We start from the raw sequence: 18,166 nt of genomic DNA, 5'->3' as shown, positions 1-18,166 counted from the left end.
CAACACCGCTTCGAGTCTTCATCACCTCCATGATGACCTCTTCCCATCCAAGCAACACCGCTTCGAGTCTTCATCACCTCCATGATGACCTCTTCACGACCAAGCAACACCGCTTCAGGTCTTCATCACCTCCATGATGACCTCTTCCCATCCAAGCAACACCGCTTCGAGTCTTCATCACCTCCATGAAGACCTCTTCACGACCAAGCAACACCGCTTCAGGTCTTCATCACCTTCATGATGACCTCTTCCCATCCAAGCAACACCGCTTCAGGTCTTCATCACCTCCATGATGACCTCTTCCCATCCAAGCAACACCGCTTCGAGTCTTCATCACCTCCATGATGACCTCTTCCCATCCAAGCAACACCGCTTCAGGTCCTCATCACCTGCATGAAGACCTCTTCACGACCAAGCAACACCGCTTCGAGTCTTCATCACCTCCATGATGACCTCTTCCCATCCAAGCAACACCGCTTCGAGTCTTCATCACCTCCATGATGACCTCTTCACGACCAAGCAACACCGCTTCAGGTCTTCATCACCTCCATGATGACCTCTTCCCATCCAAGCAACACCGCTTCGAGTCTTCATCACCTCCATGAAGACCTCTTCACGACCAAGCAACACCGCTTCAGGTCTTCATCACCTTCATGATGACCTCTTCCCATCCAAGCAACACCGCTTCAGGTCTTCATCACCTCCATGATGACCTCTTCCCATCCAAGCAACACCGCTTCGAGTCTTCATCACCTCCATGATGACCTCTTCCCATCCAAGCAACACCGCTTCAGGTCCTCATCACCTGCATGAAGACCTCTTCACGACCAAGCAACACCGCTTCGAGTCTTCATCACCTCCATGATGACCTCTTCCCATCCAAGCAACACCGCTTCGAGTCTTCATCACCTCCATGATGACCTCTTCACGACCAAGCAACACCGCTTCAGGTCTTCATCACCTCCATGATGACCTCTTCCCATCCAAGCAACACCGCTTCGAGTCTTCATCACCTCCATGAAGACCTCTTCACGACCAAGCAACACCGCTTCAGGTCTTCATCACCTTCATGATGACCTCTTCCCATCCAAGCAACACCGCTTCAGGTCTTCATCACCTCCATGATGACCTCTTCCCATCCAAGCAACACCGCTTCGAGTCTTCATCACCTCCATGATGACCTCTTCCCATCCAAGCAACACCGCTTCAGGTCCTCATCACCTGCATGAAGACCTCTTCACGACCAAGCAACACCGCTTCGAGTCTTCATCACCTCCATGATGACCTCTTCCCATCCAAGCAACACCGCTTCGAGTCTTCATCACCTCCATGATGACCTCTTCACGACCAAGCAACACCGCTTCAGGTCTTCATCACCTCCATGATGACCTCTTCCCATCCAAGCAACACCGCTTCGAGTCTTCATCACCTCCATGAAGACCTCTTCACGACCAAGCAACACCGCTTCAGGTCTTCATCACCTTCATGATGACCTCTTCCCATCCAAGCAACACCGCTTCAGGTCTTCATCACCTCCATGATGACCTCTTCCCATCCAAGCAACACCGCTTCGAGTCTTCATCACCTCCATGATGACCTCTTCCCATCCAAGCAACACCGCTTCAGGTCCTCATCACCTGCATGAAGACCTCTTCACGACCAAGCAACACCGCTTCGAGTCTTCATCACCTCCATGATGACCTCTTCCCATCCAAGCAACACCGCTTCGAGTCTTCATCACCTCCATGATGACCTCTTCACGACCAAGCAACACCGCTTCAGGTCTTCATCACCTCCATGATGACCTCTTCCCATCCAAGCAACACCGCTTCAGGTCTTCATCACCTCCATGATGACCTCTTCACGACCAAGCAACACCGCTTCAGGTCTTCATCACCTCCATGATGACCTCTTTCCCACAAAAAAAAGCCTTCAGGTCTTCATTTACCTCCTTGAAGACCCAAACGCTATTCGACCTTGATAAATCTTTAAACTTAACTTCGTGCGTCCCTCATCCCAACTGCTCTTTCTTATTCTCCATCTTTTTAATCGCACGATAGCAGGCTGCCATGATAATTGCCGCAGATAGACTGCCACCGAAGAAAAAGCCTAGGCCAGGCATATATTTTACAACAAAAAAGACTGTCACTAAACTGATGATCATCAAGATGTTTTCAAGCGGATTAATCAGCATTAACAAAAATGAATTTTTTATAATGTGAACCACCTTAAGCTCGAAGTGAGAGAACACTGGAAAAATGTACAATGCTGTCATTCCCACAACAAAGATAAACAAATAGATTGGGATTTGAATGGCACCAAATAAACTGCCACTAGAATTATTTACAACCAGTAAATTGAGTACAATCAGTCCACCAACTATTGCAATTATCAAACCCAGTCCATTGCTTCTCCAAAACTCGGCTTTATAGGTGCTCCAAAACGTACTAAAAACGGGGATATCAGTTTCTCCCATCAACCATTTGCGTATTATTGAAAACATCGCAGCCGTTGACGGAAAAAATCCCAAAACAACAAGACCAACTAGTGAGAAGCCAATCCAAAGTAGATTCAAATAAGCAAATTTTGATATCCATATTGTTGCAGCGTAAGCCCGATTGGCTGTTTTACTCATCAAAACCCCTCCAACATAGAAACACGACATATTATCCTACAAAAATTTTATCATACTTATCCCTTAAATTCCTCCAAGAGGCGACTTACCGTCACAAATTGATAACCTTGACTGCCCACCTCATGAACAAGCTTTCGAACCGCGTCAACTGATTGTGAGCGATCCCCGTACCCATCATGAAAAATCAAAATACTTCCTTCTTTCACAGCATCTAATGACGCTTTATAAATGTGGTCAACTCCAGGCTGTTCCCAATCGCGAGCCTCCCCATTCACAGCACCGATCATAGGATAACCTTTTTCTCCGAGAATACCAATAACCTCATCATTATAGTCAAAATACGGCGGACGAAAAACAACAGGTTTTTGACCTACCAGTTCCTCGACCAGATTCTCATTTCGCTCAATCTCGTCCAGACATTGCTCCATACTTAACTTCGACAAATGGGGATGTGTATACGTATGATTTCCGATTTCATGTCCCTCATCAAAAACTTTCTTGACCAGATCCCGGTGCTTTTTCATTTCTTCACCGACCATAAAAAATGTCGCTTTTCCTCCAACGGCATTAAAAATCTCTAAAAGCTGAGGTGTATAAATCGGGTGGGGGCCATCATCAAATGTAATTGCAATCAACTTCTCACGCATTGGAACCTCATGAATAATCGCCATACCTCTTCTTCCTCCTTTTAAAAAAGAACGAGACCAGGCTCGTTCTAAAGTTTAATATGCACCTCTGATAAAGTCCTTTACAGATTCATGGTAGAAGCGCTGAATTCTTTCCTTTTCTTCATTTGTAAAAGGTGCTGTATCAAGAGCTGTAAGGTTGTCTTGAACTTGTTTTACGTTTTTAAAGCCAGGAATAATACACGTAATTTCTTTGTGGTCTAAAATCCAGCGAAGTGCAGCACTTGCCATTGTATTGCGTCCTTCTGCAATCCACTTCAATTGCTCAGCAAGTTCAACTCCCTTTTTAAAACCAAGGCCAGCAAATGTTTCACCGACGTTAAATGCCTCACCATTTTCATTAAAACGACGATGGTCATCCTCTTCAAATTCATGATTTGGTGTAAATTTTCCGGTTAACAAACCACTCGCAAGTGGCAATCTAACAAGTAGCCCGACTCCTTTTTTATATGCTTCGGGAATTAAGGCCTCTAACGGCTTTTGACGGAACATATTAAAGATAATTTGAAGACTCTTCACGTTTGGATTTTCTAAGCAAATGAGCCCTTCCTCTACTGTCTCCACACTCACACCATAATGACGTATTTTCCCTTCACTCTGCAGACGATCCAGGACCTCGAACACACTTCCATCCTTAAGAATCTCTGTTGCTGGGCAGTGAATCTGGTATAAGTCGATTGCCTCACGATTTAAACGACGAAGGCTGTCTTCACAGTAGCGACTTACTTGTTCATAACTGTAATTTTGCGGATCAAAGATGTCACCTTGCCGACAAAACTTTGTTGCTATATGTATTTTATCTTCCTTGCCCTTTGTTGCCTTTGCTAATAACTCTTCACTGTGTCCATCACCATACACATCAGCTGTATCAAAAAAGTTAACACCTTGGTCAATTGCATAGTCTAACGATTTTAATGCCTCCGCATCACTTGTTTTCCCCCAAGCTCCGCCAATTGCCCATGTTCCAAAGCTTACTTCACTTATCTCTATACCTGTGTTACCTAATTTTCGGTAGTTCATTTTCATTTCCCCTTTCGAAAGAAACCCCACATTCAGTGGGGTTACATTTTATTTTCTAAACTCTCTTAATTGCTCATTGAGAGTCTTCGTTTGTGTATAAACCTGTTGATACAAGGCAAATAATTTTTGATAAGCTTCCACGTTTTCTGGAATTGGCTCATATGTTTTTGAGGTTTGTAAGAATGAATTTGCACATTCTTTTAATGATTCAAACCAACCACTGCCATACGCAGCAAGCATTGCAGCTCCCATTCCAGGACCCTGTTCAGATGTTAGTTTTTCAATCTTCGCGTTAAAAATATCAGCCTGCATTTGAAGCCATGTCTCGTTCTTGGCGCCTCCACCAATCGAGATGATTGTATCAATCGTTTTGCCACTATTTCTGAAAATCTCAATTGACTCGTTTAATGAAAATGTGATCCCTTCAAGTACTGCACGCGCAAAATGCTTTCTTTCGTGCGCTGCATCAACACCAATAAAGCTACCACGAATATTGGAATCCGCATGTGGTGTTCTCTCACCAACAATATAAGGTGTAAATAGTAGACCGTTACTACCCGCTGGCACTTCATTGACACCATCTAAAAATTGGTCAAAAGCCTCTTCTTTGGCAAACGTATCCTTGAACCAACTTAAGCTATAACCTGCTGCTAGAGTTACACCCATTGTATAATACGTATTCTCTTCACCATGGTTAAAATAGTGAACCTTACCTTCAAAATCAAGGTCATTACGCTCTTCATAGGACAACACGACACCTGAAGTTCCGATACTACAAAGTGTTTTGCCTTCTGACAAAATCCCTGAACCTATCGCACCACAAGCATTATCCGCGCCACCAGCAAAAACTTTTGTCGCTTCGGAAAGGCCAGTTACCTCAGCAAATTCAGGTGTAATAGTACCAACAAATTCATGTGATTCTACTAACGGAGGGCAAAACTCAGGTACTAGACTAAAAGCTTCCAGCACTTCCGCACTCCATTCACGATTTGCTACATTCAACATCAATGTACCCGCTGCATCAGAGTATTCCATGTGAACAGCACCTGTAATACGATAACGTAAATAATCCTTAGGAAGCATGAAAACGCTAGAACGTTCAAATATTTCAGGCTCATTTTCTTTAACCCAAAGAATCTTAGGTAATGTAAACCCTTCCAACGCAGGATTCTTTGTTACCTCTAATAGACGTTCCTTACCGAATGTTTCATAGATTTCTTCACATTGTTTTGTAGTTCTTGTATCATTCCATAAAATTGCATTGCGCAATACTTGGTTTTCATTGTCTAGTAAAACAAGTCCGTGCATTTGTCCGGAGAAACTGATTCCTTCTATGTCTGTTATATCGCCATCAAATTGCTCGACAAGTTCTTTAAGACCAGCAGTTGTTTTTTCAACCCACTCTTCGGGATTTTGCTCACTGTAGCCTGATTTTTCAATAATAAGGGGATATGATTTCGATACCTCTGCGGCCACTTCTCCATTTTGATTCACAAGTAAAATCTTTACAGCACTTGTCCCGAGGTCTACACCGATTACATATTTCATCCGAATCATCCTTTTCTATGAAAATGTGCTGGAAATAGTATACTTCCAGCACATTTTAGGTTTCTATCGATTAAGCATTTAGAGTTTCTAATAAATATTGGTTGATTTGAGCTTTAAGGCGCTCAGTTCTACCAGATTGATTTTTGACTCCAGTTAAGCCTAGAGCATATTTTTCAAGCTCACGGAAGTTTGTTTTTCCTTCCACGATATCTAAACCAATGCCTTGTGTGTAGCTGCTGTAGCGATCTTCAACAAAGCTATCAAGAACTTTGTCTTCAATTAATTTGTTAGCTACTTTTAATCCAACAGCAAATGCATCCATACCAGCAATATGTGCGTGGAAAAGATCGTCTGTATCGAATGATCCTCTTCTTACTTTCGCATCGAAGTTTAGACCACCCTTACCTAGTCCACCATTTTTAAGAATTTCATACATTGCTAATGTGTTTGTATATAGGTCAGTTGGGAATTCGTCTGTATCCCAGCCAAGTAGAGTATCCCCTTGGTTTGCGTCAACAGAACCTAACATACCATTGATACGAGCAGTTCTTAGTTCGTGTTCGAAAGTGTGACCAGCAAGTGTTGCATGGTTAGCTTCAATATTAAACTTGAAGTAATCTGTTAGGTCATACTTTTGTAAGAACGCAAGACCAGTTGCTACGTCGAAATCATATTGGTGCTTAGTTGGCTCTTTTGGTTTTGGCTCGATTAGGAATGGAACATTTAAACCGATTTCTTTTGCATAGTCTACTGCCATGTGGAAGAAACGAGCTAGGTTATCCATCTCAAGCTTCATGTCAGTGTTTAGAAGAGTTTCATACCCTTCACGTCCACCCCAGAATACATAGTTTTCTGCGCCAAGTTCTTTCGCTACTTCTAAACCTTTTTTCACTTTTGCAGCTGAGTAAGCAAATACATCAGCATTCGGAGAAGTTGCCGCACCATGTGTATAGCGTGGGTTAGTGAACATGTTTGCTGTATTCCAAAGTAATTTTACTTTACTAGTTTTCATGTAATCTTTAATCATCGCAACGATTACATCAAGATTTTCATTTGTTTCCTTTAATGTGCTTCCTTCTGGAGAAATATCAACATCATGGAAAGCAAAGAATGGAGCATCTAATTTCTCAAAAAGTTCAAATGATGCTTCAACACGAGCTTTTGCTAGGTCTAAACCTTTAAGGTGATCCCAAGGGCGGATCGCAGTACCTGCACCAAATGGATCTGTTCCATCTGCATTAAATGTATGCCAGTAAGCAACAGAGTAGCGAAGAATTTCTTCCATTGTTTTACCATTAATTTTTTCTTCTGGGTTGTAGTATTTAAACGCAAACGGATTCGTTGATTTAGCACCTTCATATTTAATCTTGTTAACTGTTTCGAAATAAGCCATTGGGTTATTCCTCCTAGTATTTTTATAGTTTATTTTAAGTGAAAATGCTTTCACTTTGATACTTAAGCTCATAACTTCAAGCTCTTTATACTCAGATTATAGCACCGCCCACAAAGTTTGTCTATACGATAAACAAAGTTATCGTAAAAAAATTTTATAAAACGTTTACAAACATCTCACTACATCCTATTCCGCCTTATTTTAAATAAGTTTTACGTTCGTATACTCATCAGACTAAGTTTTATGTTAAAATAGAACCATTATTAAATAAGGAGTTTTTTATAAGTGGGAACGATGACATGGAATCAACAGGTTGTGAAAAAAAATAATAAAGCTCTCGTTTTACAATTAATAATGGAGAATGAACCGATTTCACGTGCTGACATCGCTCAAACTTCAGGATTAAATAAAACAACTGTTTCTACATTAGTAACCGAACTATTAGAGGAAGACTTAATCTTTGAATCCGGCCCCGGAGTATCAAGTGGAGGTCGTCGTCCGGTTATCCTCCACTTCAATAAGGATGCTGGTTACACAATTGGTATTGATATTGGCGTGAACTATGTATTATCTATTCTCACCGATTTAAAGGGTAATATCCTAATTGAAAAAAACCAAACAGTGGGTCGTACCACGTATGCAACAATAATGAATATTGTTCAAGATATGATTCAGTCATTAATGCAAGAAATGCCGGAAAGTAGGTATGGAATTGTTGGGATTGGTGTCGGTGTCCCGGGAATTGTGAACAATGAGGGTTCCATCCTCCTAGCACCGAATCTTGGCTGGAGTAATATTCAGTTTAAAGAAGATCTTGAAAAACTTTATAATGTCCCTGTTATCATAGAGAACGAAGCAAACGCCGGTGCTGTTGGTGAACAACAATTTGGTGCTGGAGAGGACTTTAAAAACATCCTATATATCAGTGCTGGAATTGGGATTGGTGTCGGCATCATCGTAAACAAAGAGCTTTATAAAGGAATAAATGGTTTTTCCGGTGAGATGGGACATATGATCATTGATATGAACGGCAAGCGTTGTAATTGTGGCAGTCGCGGGTGCTGGGAAGCATATGCTTCAGAGCAGGCTTTGCTTGAAATGTCTGACCCAAGCCTTGAATCATTAGAAGCACTAATTGATTTAGCAGAGAGCGGTGACGAAAAAGCAATAAAGCTCTTTGAAGAGATTGGAAACTATCTTGGGCTTGGTATTAATAACATTATTAATACATTTAATCCGGAACAAGTCATTATCGGTAATCGACTAACAATGGCTAAACAGTGGATTGAAGCACCTATTCGGAATACGATTGAAAAACACACTCTCGCATTCCATCAAAACGACCTACAGCTCAACTTCTCAAAACTCAAAAAATACTCAACCTCGTTAGGCGTATCAGCATTTGTCGTTGATAATTTTATTAAGGGTTAAGCTAAAATCTCTTCCCTTGTATATTGAAGGCCTGCCCCAATTAATCAGGGCAGGCCTTTGAATTACTTATATATACCGTACGTGTTTTTTACATCTTGAATAAAAATTATCCCATTTCCAGGTTCATCAATTTTGATTTTCTCCCTAATGGATCCTACGATTGCTTCAGTGCTATCTCTTTCAGATAAAATCAACACAATTTCCTTCTCAGGTTCGATTTCCATCGAAAATAGTTTACTTGTTTCATGGATTCCTGAACCTCTTGCATTGATGATTGTACCACCTTTAGAGCCTGCTTCCACCGCTGCATCAATTACATTTTCCGCATTACCCTTTTCTACAATCACCGTAATCGAATGATACATTGTATTGTCCGCACCTCTTTCTTCTTTCATCGGCTCACCTTTACAACTACTCGCTCCAAAAATTTGACCAACAGAAGTTGTGAATGCTATTCCGTGATTTGGTTTAGAAAATTTAAATTTCTTATCAAGCTGCTCTAGGGCATATTCAACTGTCTTATTATCAGAAACCATTAGGACGATTTCCTTTTTAACATCATTTAAGGCTAAAAACTCCAAGAGGCGATTTTTAATCGTGCCTTTTCCGATCAGCACCGTGCCTCCAGAAATCCCATTTTTCTTAGCTGTTTGCATTATTTTGCTTCCGATACCTTGATTTACAATAATACAAACTAGTTCAAAGTCGGCTGTTTCAGAATTACCCAACATTCTTCTCCAGACCTCCTTTTTTTGATTTTAGTTTAAATACAAACCCTAATACTTGTAAAGCAATCAATGGTGTTAAAGCAACCATTGCAATCATTCCAAATCCATCTACCAATACATTAGCACCTTCAATGGCCTCTGCTGCTCCGGTGATAAACGCCAATATAAAAGTAGCTGTCATCGGACCTGAAGCAACACCACCCGAATCAAAAGCAATTCCCACAAACAGCTTTGGTACGAAGTAAGACATTGCAACGGCAATGACATAACCAGGTAATAGATAATGCCATAACTGTAATTCTGGAATTAGAATTCTAAGGATTGACAATGCTACTGCAAGGCCGACTCCTATTGATAAAGAAAACATGACCGTCTTTCTCGGTACATATCCACTTGTAACATCTTCTATCTGATGTGTCAACACGTGTACAGCAGGCTCAGCCAATATTGTCACAAGCCCCAAGATAAAGGCTACAATAACAACATATGCTTTATTATCCAAAGATGCAATACTATATCCAACAGCAGTACCTACATCCATAAATCCGGCATTCACTCCGACTAGGAACAAGACAAGTCCGACAAATGTGAATAAGAGCCCCATAAGTATCTTTCGAACCGCTTTCTTAGACTTTTTAAATGAGATCTTTTGAAAGATAAGAAAAAGCAATAAGATGGGTACCAATGCAACAATTATTTCAAACGCCACGATTGGAAACTTTTTTAAAAAGGGTCCAATAATCGAGTTTGAAACTTCATGATCTCCCAAACTTCCTGAAATTTTATCTGTTTTAGCAACGATGTTCATAATCATGACAGAAATGATAGCTCCTGTGGAGGCAATTGCTACTAGACCAAAGCTATCTTTTTCAGATGCTTTACTATCCTTTTTAAGTGCTGATACCCCTAATGCAAGCGCTAAAATAAATGGCACGGTCAATGCGCCAGTTGTTGCTCCAGATGCATCAAACGAGATTGCTAGAAACTCTGGTGAAGTAAATATCGCGAGTACAAAGATGATTAAATATAGTATGGTTAACAATTTATATAATGGGAAGTTGTAAACAATTCTTGCTAAACCAACAGCAATTAGGGCTCCAATTCCTATTGAGACAATCACGACAAGACTGGTCTTCGTTATCAATCCAGATGTTACAAGGTCAACCTGTCCTGCTAAAATATGTAAATCAGGTTCAGCAATCGAGATGAAAAAACCAAGGGCTAATCCAGCAATCCCCACAATCCATATTTTGTTTGTCTTTGCAATCGTCGCCCCCATTGACTGACCTATTGGTGTAATCCCAAGATCGACGCCGAATAAAAAGATTGATAGACCAACGATAATGAAAACGGCTCCAATAATGAAGCGAATTAATAACGGCATGTCTAAATGAACCACTGTAAAATTTAAAATCAAGACAATAACGGTTATCGGCAGAACTGCATACAGCACTTCTACAAGTTTAGAAACTAACACATTCAATTTTAATTCATTCCTTTCTATGTGAATTATTTAAAATGAGAACCTGCAAATTTAGTAATCTAGTAATTTGAATTACCAATTTGACTTGAAGGATGAAAAGAGGCTGCAAAAATTATTGTATGGTTTATAAATTGACATCCACTTTAATGACGTATTTTTCATTTTTCTCAATACCAATATAATGTAATGTCTCTGCAGAAGTTTGGTGGTGATAAACTTTTGAAAGAATAGAAACAGCAATTCCTTTTCGATACGCATGGTAACCAAAGGTCTTTCTTAATGTATGAGTACCGATTTTTCCTGGTATCCCCACATCTTTAGCGGCCTGATTTATAATTCGATAAGCCTGTTGACGTGTGATAGGATTATTATTCTTCTTAGATTTAAAGAGGTAATCACTCTCCTCCAAATTTACTTGTGATAAATACTTGCTCAGTTCTGTCTTTACACTGTTATTAATATAAAATTCAGCAATTTCATCGTCTTGGCTACCTTTTATAGTGACGAATTCTTTTATTTCATTTCCATCTCGTATATCACTGACTTTTAAAGAAAGTAGATCACTTACTCTCATTCCTGTATTAATGCCAAACACAAAGAATAACAAATCCCGCTGGGAATGTTGACGCAATACTTCTTTCATAGCTTTTATATCTGCAATTTCCTTTATCGGATCAACGAACTCCATAGGATTTTCCTCCTATCACCCATGTTACTTAACCCTATTTTAGCATCCGCTATGTCACATTACAAATCTGAATACCGAGATATTACGATGTAACGTTCATGTTGATTGTCCCAAATTCAAACGACTATAATGGCTCAAAAAAAAAATCGACAGGTGGAATCACCTGCCGAATCACTACTTAAATTTATTTATCTCCATATGGATCAATTGTTTGGATTGTTCCATCTTCATTGTATTTAATTTCAGTGAATTTTACGCTTCGCTTATGGTTAATTCCATTTGACAATGAGCAGTCATGATAGAAGAGATACCACTTATCTTTAAATTCAACGATTGAGTGATGTGTTGTCCAACCAATAACAGGAGTAAGAATCGTACCCTTGTACACGAATGGCCCCTGTGGGTTTTCGCTGACAGCGTATACAATTTTATGTGTTGTGCCTGTTGAATAAGATAGATAGTAGAGTCCGTTGTATTTATGAACCCAAGGTCCTTCGAAATATCTACGATCTTCATCGCCCGCTAGAATTGGATTTCCATCCTCATCAATGATTTTTATTTCTTTTGGTTCACTTTTAAAAGTAAGCATATCATCGGTTAATTCAGCAACAATCGGACCTAAAGCTGGTTCTGTTGGTGCTGGACCTTCTGTAACTTCTTCCTTGAAAGTACCAGTCTGCCATTTTTCAAGCTGTCCTCCCCAAAGTCCACCGAAATACATGTATGCGCGATCATCTTCGTCCACATAAACAGCTGGGTCGATACTGAAGCTTCCAGGAATATAGTTTTCTTCAGGAGTAAACGGTCCTGCTGGACTAGTACCTGTTGCCACTCCAATTCGGAAAATCCCGTCCTTGTCACGTGCTGGGAAATAAAAATAATACTTGCCATTTTTATAGGCTGAATCTGGTGCCCACATTTGTCTACTTGCCCATGGAACATCCTTCACATGAAGCACTTCACCATGGTCTACAACTTCTGGTGAATCCATGTCTTCTATTGATAACACGTGGTAGTCTTCCATCTTATATTGGTCGCCGTTATCATTTGACGGTTCATCATGTTCAAGGTCATGAGAAGGATAAATATAAAGCTTCCCTTCAAATACGTGCGCAGATGGATCTGCCGTATAAATATGTGTAACTATTGGTTCATTTGGTTTTACATTTTTCACCATAATAGCCTCCAGTACTTTTATGATACTTACACATTCATTATAATCATATCAAGATGACTTTGTATAGTGAAACAACTAACTTTTTATAAATTTAATAGGCTCTGTTAAACTTTGTTGTTGATTTCCGCTTCAGTCTGACGCTATTTTTCGTGAGAATTCGACTATATAAAAAAAGGAGCCTCACCTCTAGCTTTTATTTAGCTCAAGAGTTGGGCTCGTTATATATTGTATAGATAGTGAGGAAGCTGCAATTTTGGTTGCTACGTCTTAGAATTACGGTTTGTGATTGTTCTATTCGACTACTTTTAGTGTAAGTTTCATAGCCTCATGATCCTTGGTTGCTCCACAAAAGATTGAGCATAATAGTTCAAATTCTCCAGTAGTATCTGCTGTAAACACTACTGGTTTATCTGCTTTAAGGTCTATTCCCAATTCATCATTACTGATTCCATGTACTCCTTCCTCATTCACCAAATTTAGTTTTACATTTGATCCTTTTTTAATCGTTAATTCTTTATCTGAAGTGAACTCCCAGTTAGTGGCAGTGATTGTGAATTCTTCAGCATCTGCGGATGCAACTTCACTATTCGTTTCTTCCTGTGCTTTTACATTCGTCTCTTCTTTATCTCCCCCACAAGCTACAAGCCCGAGTGTTAATAAACCTAATACTAAAAACAAACCTATCTTTTTCATCTACTTTCACTCCTTTACCTTTTATAAATTAATAATATCCTGCGGAAAATAACATTTCTTTGACCTAGGTCAAATTTTTATATTCAGAGGTTCATATTCTCCTAAGGATTAAATCCCGTCTGTCACTCTAGTTGAATTTTTTAAGTAGAAACTATAGTTACTAGGGTTACAAGTTTACGCTAGAAACTAAATAATAGGAGTTGGAAAGCGTGTCTTAATTTTTGAAAGCGCTTTTCTAATAAGATTGTTTAAGGGGAGGAAGAAAATGAGGAGAAAGTGGATGAGGATTTTTTCATTGCTTCTTGTAGCCATTTTGGTTTTTCCATCAGCATGGATTACCCAGACTGCAGAAGCGAACGATGATACACCGTCAGAAACAAAAACGGTTTATCATGAGACCTTTGAAGGTGGGAGTGGAAAAGCGGCACAATCGGGAAATGCTAGCCTAACACATGTTCAGGATAAGGTGTTTGCTGGTAATGAAGACGGAGCAGCTTTATATGTGAGTAACCGAAACAATGACTATGATGCTGCTGATTTCAATTTCAGCGACATTGGCTTGGTACACGGGAAAACCTATTCAGTCACTGTTACTGGATATGTTGATGGTGATGAATCTATCCCAAATGATGCCAAAGTTGTTCTATCGACGGTTGACAGTTATACCTGGTTAACAAATGTTCCTTTTGTAGCCGGTCAAGCATTCACGTTGACGAAGGAATTTATCGTGGATACTAGTAAGGACTCAAAACTTCGTGTTCAATCAAACGAAACTGGAGTATCAGTTCCTTTCTACATTGGAGAAATCCTCATTACTGAAAAAGTTACCGAACAGCCTGAGGAATCCAGACCACAAGCTGAAACATTTAAGAAAATCGACTTCGAAGACCAAACAACTGGAGGCTTTGAAGGCAGGGCTGGGACTGAAACGCTGACAATTACGGATGAAGAAAACCATACTGAGAGTGGCACTTATTCCTTAAAGGTTGAAAACAGATCAAATACGTGGCATGGACCAGCCTTACGTGTTGAAAAATATGTGGATAAAGGAACCGAGTATAAGATCTCAGCATGGGTCAAGCTGATGTCTCCAGATAGTTCACAGCTGCAGTTATCAACACAAGTCGGAGACGGTGACGGTGCTAGCTACAATATTATAGAAGGAAAAACCATTAGCACTGAAGACGGATGGGTGCAATTACAAGGTACTTACCGCTACAGCAGTGTGGGAGGGGAGTTTTTAACCATTTACGTCGAAAGTTCGAATAATAGTTCAGCATCATTTTATATTGATGATATTACATTTGAACCGACTGGCACAGGACCTGTTGATATTGAAGATTTAACACCAATTAAAGATATCTACAAAGATTATTTCCTAATTGGAAATGCAATCTCAGCAGCAGATTTAGATGGTACTCGACTAAACCTTTTAACGAAGCACCATAATCTTGTAACTGCAGAGAACGCAATGAAGCCAAGTTATGCCTACAACGATCAAAGAGAGTTTGATTTTACAGCGGAAGATGAGCTTGTGAACAAAGCATTATCTCAAGGGCTCCAAATGCATGGCCATGTTCTCGTCTGGCATCAACAATCTCAAGAATGGCTCCACAGTGATGATGACGGTAATCCATTAAGTCGCGATGTCGCCCTCAACAATTTAAGAACCCATGTTAAAACGGTTGTTGAGCATTTTGGGACAAATGTGATTTCATGGGATGTTGTGAACGAAGCAATGAATGATAATCCTTCTGATCCAACTGATTGGAAAGGTTCACTTCGTCAATCAGGTTGGTACAAAGCAATTGGAACGGATTATATTGAACAAGCTTATCGTGCCGCAAAAGAAGTGTTGAAAGAAAATGGCTGGGATATCAAACTTTACTACAATGACTACAACGATGATAATCAAAATAAAGCCGAAGCTATTTATCAAATGGTAAAAGAAATTAATGATAAGTATTCAGCTGAGAATGACGGAGAACTTCTTATTGATGGAATTGGTATGCAAGGCCACTATAACCTAAATACGAATCCTGAAAATGTTAGACGTTCAATGGAAAAGTTCGTTTCACTAGGTGTAGAAGTTGGTGTAACGGAGCTTGATGTTACGGCTGGAAGTGATCATGTCCTAACAGAGCAACAAGCAAATGCACAAGGTTATTTATATGCCCAATTGTTCCAAATCTATAAGGAATATAAGGAACACATCTCTCGTGTAACTTTCTGGGGATTAAATGACGCAACTAGCTGGAGAGCTGCTCAAAGTCCTTTATTATTTGATAAAGATCTACAAGCAAAACCAGCCTATTACGCAATTGCAGACCCAGACAAATTTATCTCAGAGCATGAGGTTGATGAAAAAGAAGCAAATCATGGTACTGCAGTGTTTGGCACACCGGTCATGGATGGAACAATTGATGATATTTGGAATCAAGCAAAAGAACTCCCAATCAACCGTTACCAAACTGCTTGGCAAGGTGCGAATGGAACATCGAAGGTGCTATGGGATGATCAAAACTTATATGTATTAGTTCAAGTAAGTGATTCACAACTTGATAGCTCAAGCCCAAATGCATGGGAACAGGATTCTGTTGAAGTATTTGTAGATGAAAACAATGCGAAAACTTCCTTCTATGAAGATGGAGATGGTCAGTATCGTGTTAATTTCGAAAACGTTGCTTCTTTTAATCCATCAAGCATTGAAGAAGGTTTCGAATCAGCTACCCATGTATCAGGCAATGGCTATACAGTTGAAATGAAGATTCCGTTAAAAACAATCACTCCAGAAAACAACACGAAGATTGGATTTGATGTACAAATTAATGACGGTAAAGACGGTGCCCGTCAAGGTGTTGCAGCTTGGAATGATACTACCGGTACTGGATATCAAGATACATCTGTTTTCGGTGTTCTAACACTCGTGAAAGCAGATGAACAAAATCCAGAAAACCCTGAGAAGCCGGGGAAACCAGAGAAACCCGAAGAACCGGTAAAACCTGAGAAACCTGAGAAACCAGAAAAACCTGAAAAGCCTGAAACTGAACAACCAGAAAAGCCTAAACCAGAAAAATCAGAAGGCAAAAAACTTCCGGTAACAGCAACAAACTCATTCAATCTCCTACTTTTAGGTTTAATCCTGTTACTTGTAGGAACCACATACTTTGTAACATCAAGAAGAAAAAGAGCATAACGGGAAAAAGATACCGGTCCGTTGACCGAGAGCTACAAAAGGTGCACCTGTTATTTCAAGAAAATACCCCCTCGACCAGGTCGAAGGGGTATTTTTTAATTAATACACGTCGCGTAAGTAACGCCCTTGTGTTTTCAATTCTTTTAAATATGCTTCAGCAGCTTCTCTGTCCATACCGCCTTCTTGTTCAAAGATTGTGAGTAATGCTTCATTCACATCTTTTGCCATATGGTCTTTATCTCCACATACATAGAAATAAGCTCCGTTTTCAATCCATTCAAATAATTCCTTACTATGCTCGAGCATTTTGTGCTGTACATATACTTTTTGGTCGGAATCCCTTGAAAATGCGACATCAATTTTTGACAAGACTCCATCTTGCTGGTACTTTTCCAACTCGTCTTTATATAAGAAGTCAGTTGCTTCATGTTGGTCACCGAAGAATAACCATGAACGTCCTGTTGCTTTTTTCACAGCAAGTTCTTCAATGAACGAACGAAACGGCGCAACCCCAGTTCCAGGACCAACCATGATGATGTCTTTATCTAGTTGTTCCGGTAAGTGGAAGTGTTTGTTAACTTGAACAAAGACTGGTAGTGTATCGCCTTCTTCAACACGGTCCGCACATTGAACAGAACATACCCCTTTTCTTTCACGACCATGAGCAGTATAACGTACTGCACCAATTGTGAGATGAACTTCATCTGGGTGTGCAGCTAAACTGCTGGCAATCGAATAAAGTCTAGGTACCATTTTTCGTAATAAAGATACAATTTCTTGCGCAGAAGCCTTCCACGGGCCAAAGTCACGCAACATATCTAGTAAATCGCGGCCATCACAATATTCTTTTACAGCCGCTGTATCTTCTAAGAGCTTTTGTAGCTCTTCATTGTCTGTAAAAGCTGCCGCGCCTTGTAATATTTTCTTAGTTAGTAAAGTAATATCGAGGTACGTAACCAACGCTTCTTTAAGTGGCATTGACTCACCTTGGCGACCAACTGTTACAACTTCATCTGCATCCCACTTCATTTCTTCGAGTAAAGCTGCCACTAGTTCTGGATCGTTTGAAGGTGCAATCCCAAGTGTATCACCAGGTATATAAGAAAACCCTGATCCTTCTAATGATAGTTCAATATGTCTTGTTTCCTTATTAGAACCTTCACCATTTAAGTTAATATTCTTCAGAACTTTCGCTTGAAATGGATTTAATCTTGAATATGTTGTAGGAACAGGCTTTTTCGGATTTTTTTCATCATCTATAGTTCGTTGCATTTTCTTAAACCTCCAACAATTATATATTGTAAGAATAACACATGTACGAGTTATCTTGTGTGAAATTTGGCACATTATCTGATATTACATTAAATATGCTCCATCCCTATAATATACACTTTATCTTCGTTTTTCACTAATTCTGCATCAGATGATTACCGATTTATTTAACTGCAATTGTCTTCTCTAGATATAATTATCATATGAAACGAACTA

Annotated in this window: 13 protein-coding genes; 2 read left to right on the top strand and 11 right to left on the bottom strand. The window is 39.8% G+C overall.

What is annotated here, in order from left to right; all coding sequences use genetic code 11:
• Nucleotides 1–2,011 precede the first annotated feature (2,011 nt).
• The 5 genes from CZ490_RS21195 to xylA form a co-directional block, all read right to left on the bottom strand.
• Complete coding sequence (locus tag CZ490_RS21195) at nucleotides 2,012–2,635, bottom strand: YesL family protein (protein ID WP_077620722.1); 624 nt, start codon at nucleotides 2,633–2,635, stop codon at nucleotides 2,012–2,014.
• Nucleotides 2,636–2,691: 56 nt separating this feature from the next.
• Nucleotides 2,692–3,306: a polysaccharide deacetylase family protein gene (locus CZ490_RS21190; RefSeq protein WP_077620721.1), complete on the bottom strand. Its 615-nt coding sequence runs from the start codon at nucleotides 3,304–3,306 to the stop codon at nucleotides 2,692–2,694.
• Between the two features lie 51 nt (nucleotides 3,307–3,357).
• The gene (locus CZ490_RS21185; RefSeq protein ID WP_077620720.1) at nucleotides 3,358–4,341 is read right to left on the bottom strand and encodes an aldo/keto reductase; all 984 of its coding nucleotides are present in this window, start codon (nucleotides 4,339–4,341) and stop codon (nucleotides 3,358–3,360) included.
• A 48-nt stretch (nucleotides 4,342–4,389) separates the two neighbouring features.
• On the bottom strand, nucleotides 4,390–5,889 hold the full coding sequence (gene xylB / locus CZ490_RS21180) for a xylulokinase (RefSeq protein WP_077620719.1): 1,500 nt from the start codon (nucleotides 5,887–5,889) through the stop codon (nucleotides 4,390–4,392).
• Between the two features lie 70 nt (nucleotides 5,890–5,959).
• Nucleotides 5,960–7,282: a xylose isomerase gene (gene xylA, locus CZ490_RS21175; protein ID WP_077620718.1), complete on the bottom strand. Its 1,323-nt coding sequence runs from the start codon at nucleotides 7,280–7,282 to the stop codon at nucleotides 5,960–5,962.
• A 285-nt stretch (nucleotides 7,283–7,567) separates the two neighbouring features.
• Between xylA and CZ490_RS21170 the strand changes: the two genes are divergently transcribed.
• Complete coding sequence (locus tag CZ490_RS21170; RefSeq protein WP_077620717.1) at nucleotides 7,568–8,713, top strand: ROK family transcriptional regulator; 1,146 nt, start codon at nucleotides 7,568–7,570, stop codon at nucleotides 8,711–8,713.
• Between the two features lie 62 nt (nucleotides 8,714–8,775).
• Here the strand turns inward: CZ490_RS21170 and CZ490_RS21165 are convergent, their stop codons facing one another.
• The 5 genes from CZ490_RS21165 to CZ490_RS21145 form a co-directional block, all read right to left on the bottom strand.
• Nucleotides 8,776–9,444, bottom strand: a complete 669-nt coding sequence (locus CZ490_RS21165; protein WP_077620716.1) for a P-II family nitrogen regulator — start codon at nucleotides 9,442–9,444, stop codon at nucleotides 8,776–8,778.
• Nucleotides 9,434–10,918: a DUF1538 domain-containing protein gene (locus tag CZ490_RS21160; protein ID WP_234987273.1), complete on the bottom strand. Its 1,485-nt coding sequence runs from the start codon at nucleotides 10,916–10,918 to the stop codon at nucleotides 9,434–9,436. The genes CZ490_RS21165 and CZ490_RS21160 overlap by 11 nt, the downstream gene beginning before the upstream one ends.
• Before the next feature lie 130 nt (nucleotides 10,919–11,048).
• Nucleotides 11,049–11,612, bottom strand: a complete 564-nt coding sequence (locus CZ490_RS21155; protein WP_077620714.1) for a tyrosine-type recombinase/integrase — start codon at nucleotides 11,610–11,612, stop codon at nucleotides 11,049–11,051.
• A gap of 184 nt (nucleotides 11,613–11,796) precedes the next feature.
• Nucleotides 11,797–12,789: a glycoside hydrolase family 43 protein gene (locus tag CZ490_RS21150; protein ID WP_077620713.1), complete on the bottom strand. Its 993-nt coding sequence runs from the start codon at nucleotides 12,787–12,789 to the stop codon at nucleotides 11,797–11,799.
• A gap of 291 nt (nucleotides 12,790–13,080) precedes the next feature.
• The gene (locus tag CZ490_RS21145; protein WP_077620712.1) at nucleotides 13,081–13,482 is read right to left on the bottom strand and encodes a cupredoxin domain-containing protein; all 402 of its coding nucleotides are present in this window, start codon (nucleotides 13,480–13,482) and stop codon (nucleotides 13,081–13,083) included.
• 265 nt (nucleotides 13,483–13,747) lie between these two features.
• Here CZ490_RS21145 and CZ490_RS21140 point away from each other — a divergent pair, with 265 nt between their 5' ends.
• Nucleotides 13,748–16,678, top strand: coding sequence for an endo-1,4-beta-xylanase (locus CZ490_RS21140; RefSeq protein ID WP_077621132.1), 2,931 nt, complete (start codon nucleotides 13,748–13,750; stop codon nucleotides 16,676–16,678).
• A 99-nt stretch (nucleotides 16,679–16,777) separates the two neighbouring features.
• Here the strand turns inward: CZ490_RS21140 and CZ490_RS21135 are convergent, their stop codons facing one another.
• Nucleotides 16,778–17,950: a sulfite reductase subunit alpha gene (locus tag CZ490_RS21135; RefSeq protein WP_077620711.1), complete on the bottom strand. Its 1,173-nt coding sequence runs from the start codon at nucleotides 17,948–17,950 to the stop codon at nucleotides 16,778–16,780.
• Between the last annotated feature and the right edge of the window lie 216 nt (nucleotides 17,951–18,166).

Origin of the sequence: Litchfieldia sinesaloumensis (assembly GCF_900156865.1) — a bacterium.
In the GTDB taxonomy this organism is placed as follows: domain Bacteria; phylum Bacillota; class Bacilli; order Bacillales; family Bacillaceae_L; genus Ferdinandcohnia; species Ferdinandcohnia sinesaloumensis.
Note: the sequence above shows the minus strand (reverse complement) of the source record. Positions and strands in the feature narration are given on the sequence as shown.

What these genes read in the sequence shown, in the direction of transcription:
- CZ490_RS21195 (WP_077620722.1), bottom strand. Translation starts at nt 2,635, where the DNA reads ATGAGTAAAACAGCCAATCGGGCTTACGCTGCAACAATATGGATATCA.
- CZ490_RS21190 (WP_077620721.1), bottom strand. Translation starts at nt 3,306, where the DNA reads ATGGCGATTATTCATGAGGTTCCAATGCGTGAGAAGTTGATTGCAATT.
- CZ490_RS21185 (WP_077620720.1), bottom strand. Translation starts at nt 4,341, where the DNA reads ATGAACTACCGAAAATTAGGTAACACAGGTATAGAGATAAGTGAAGTA.
- xylB (WP_077620719.1), bottom strand. Translation starts at nt 5,889, where the DNA reads ATGAAATATGTAATCGGTGTAGACCTCGGGACAAGTGCTGTAAAGATT.
- xylA (WP_077620718.1), bottom strand. Translation starts at nt 7,282, where the DNA reads ATGGCTTATTTCGAAACAGTTAACAAGATTAAATATGAAGGTGCTAAA.
- CZ490_RS21165 (WP_077620716.1), bottom strand. Translation starts at nt 9,444, where the DNA reads ATGTTGGGTAATTCTGAAACAGCCGACTTTGAACTAGTTTGTATTATT.
- CZ490_RS21155 (WP_077620714.1), bottom strand. Translation starts at nt 11,612, where the DNA reads ATGGAGTTCGTTGATCCGATAAAGGAAATTGCAGATATAAAAGCTATG.
- CZ490_RS21150 (WP_077620713.1), bottom strand. Translation starts at nt 12,789, where the DNA reads ATGGTGAAAAATGTAAAACCAAATGAACCAATAGTTACACATATTTAT.
- CZ490_RS21145 (WP_077620712.1), bottom strand. Translation starts at nt 13,482, where the DNA reads ATGAAAAAGATAGGTTTGTTTTTAGTATTAGGTTTATTAACACTCGGG.
- CZ490_RS21140 (WP_077621132.1), top strand. Translation starts at nt 13,748, where the DNA reads ATGAGGAGAAAGTGGATGAGGATTTTTTCATTGCTTCTTGTAGCCATT.
- CZ490_RS21135 (WP_077620711.1), bottom strand. Translation starts at nt 17,950, where the DNA reads ATGCAACGAACTATAGATGATGAAAAAAATCCGAAAAAGCCTGTTCCT.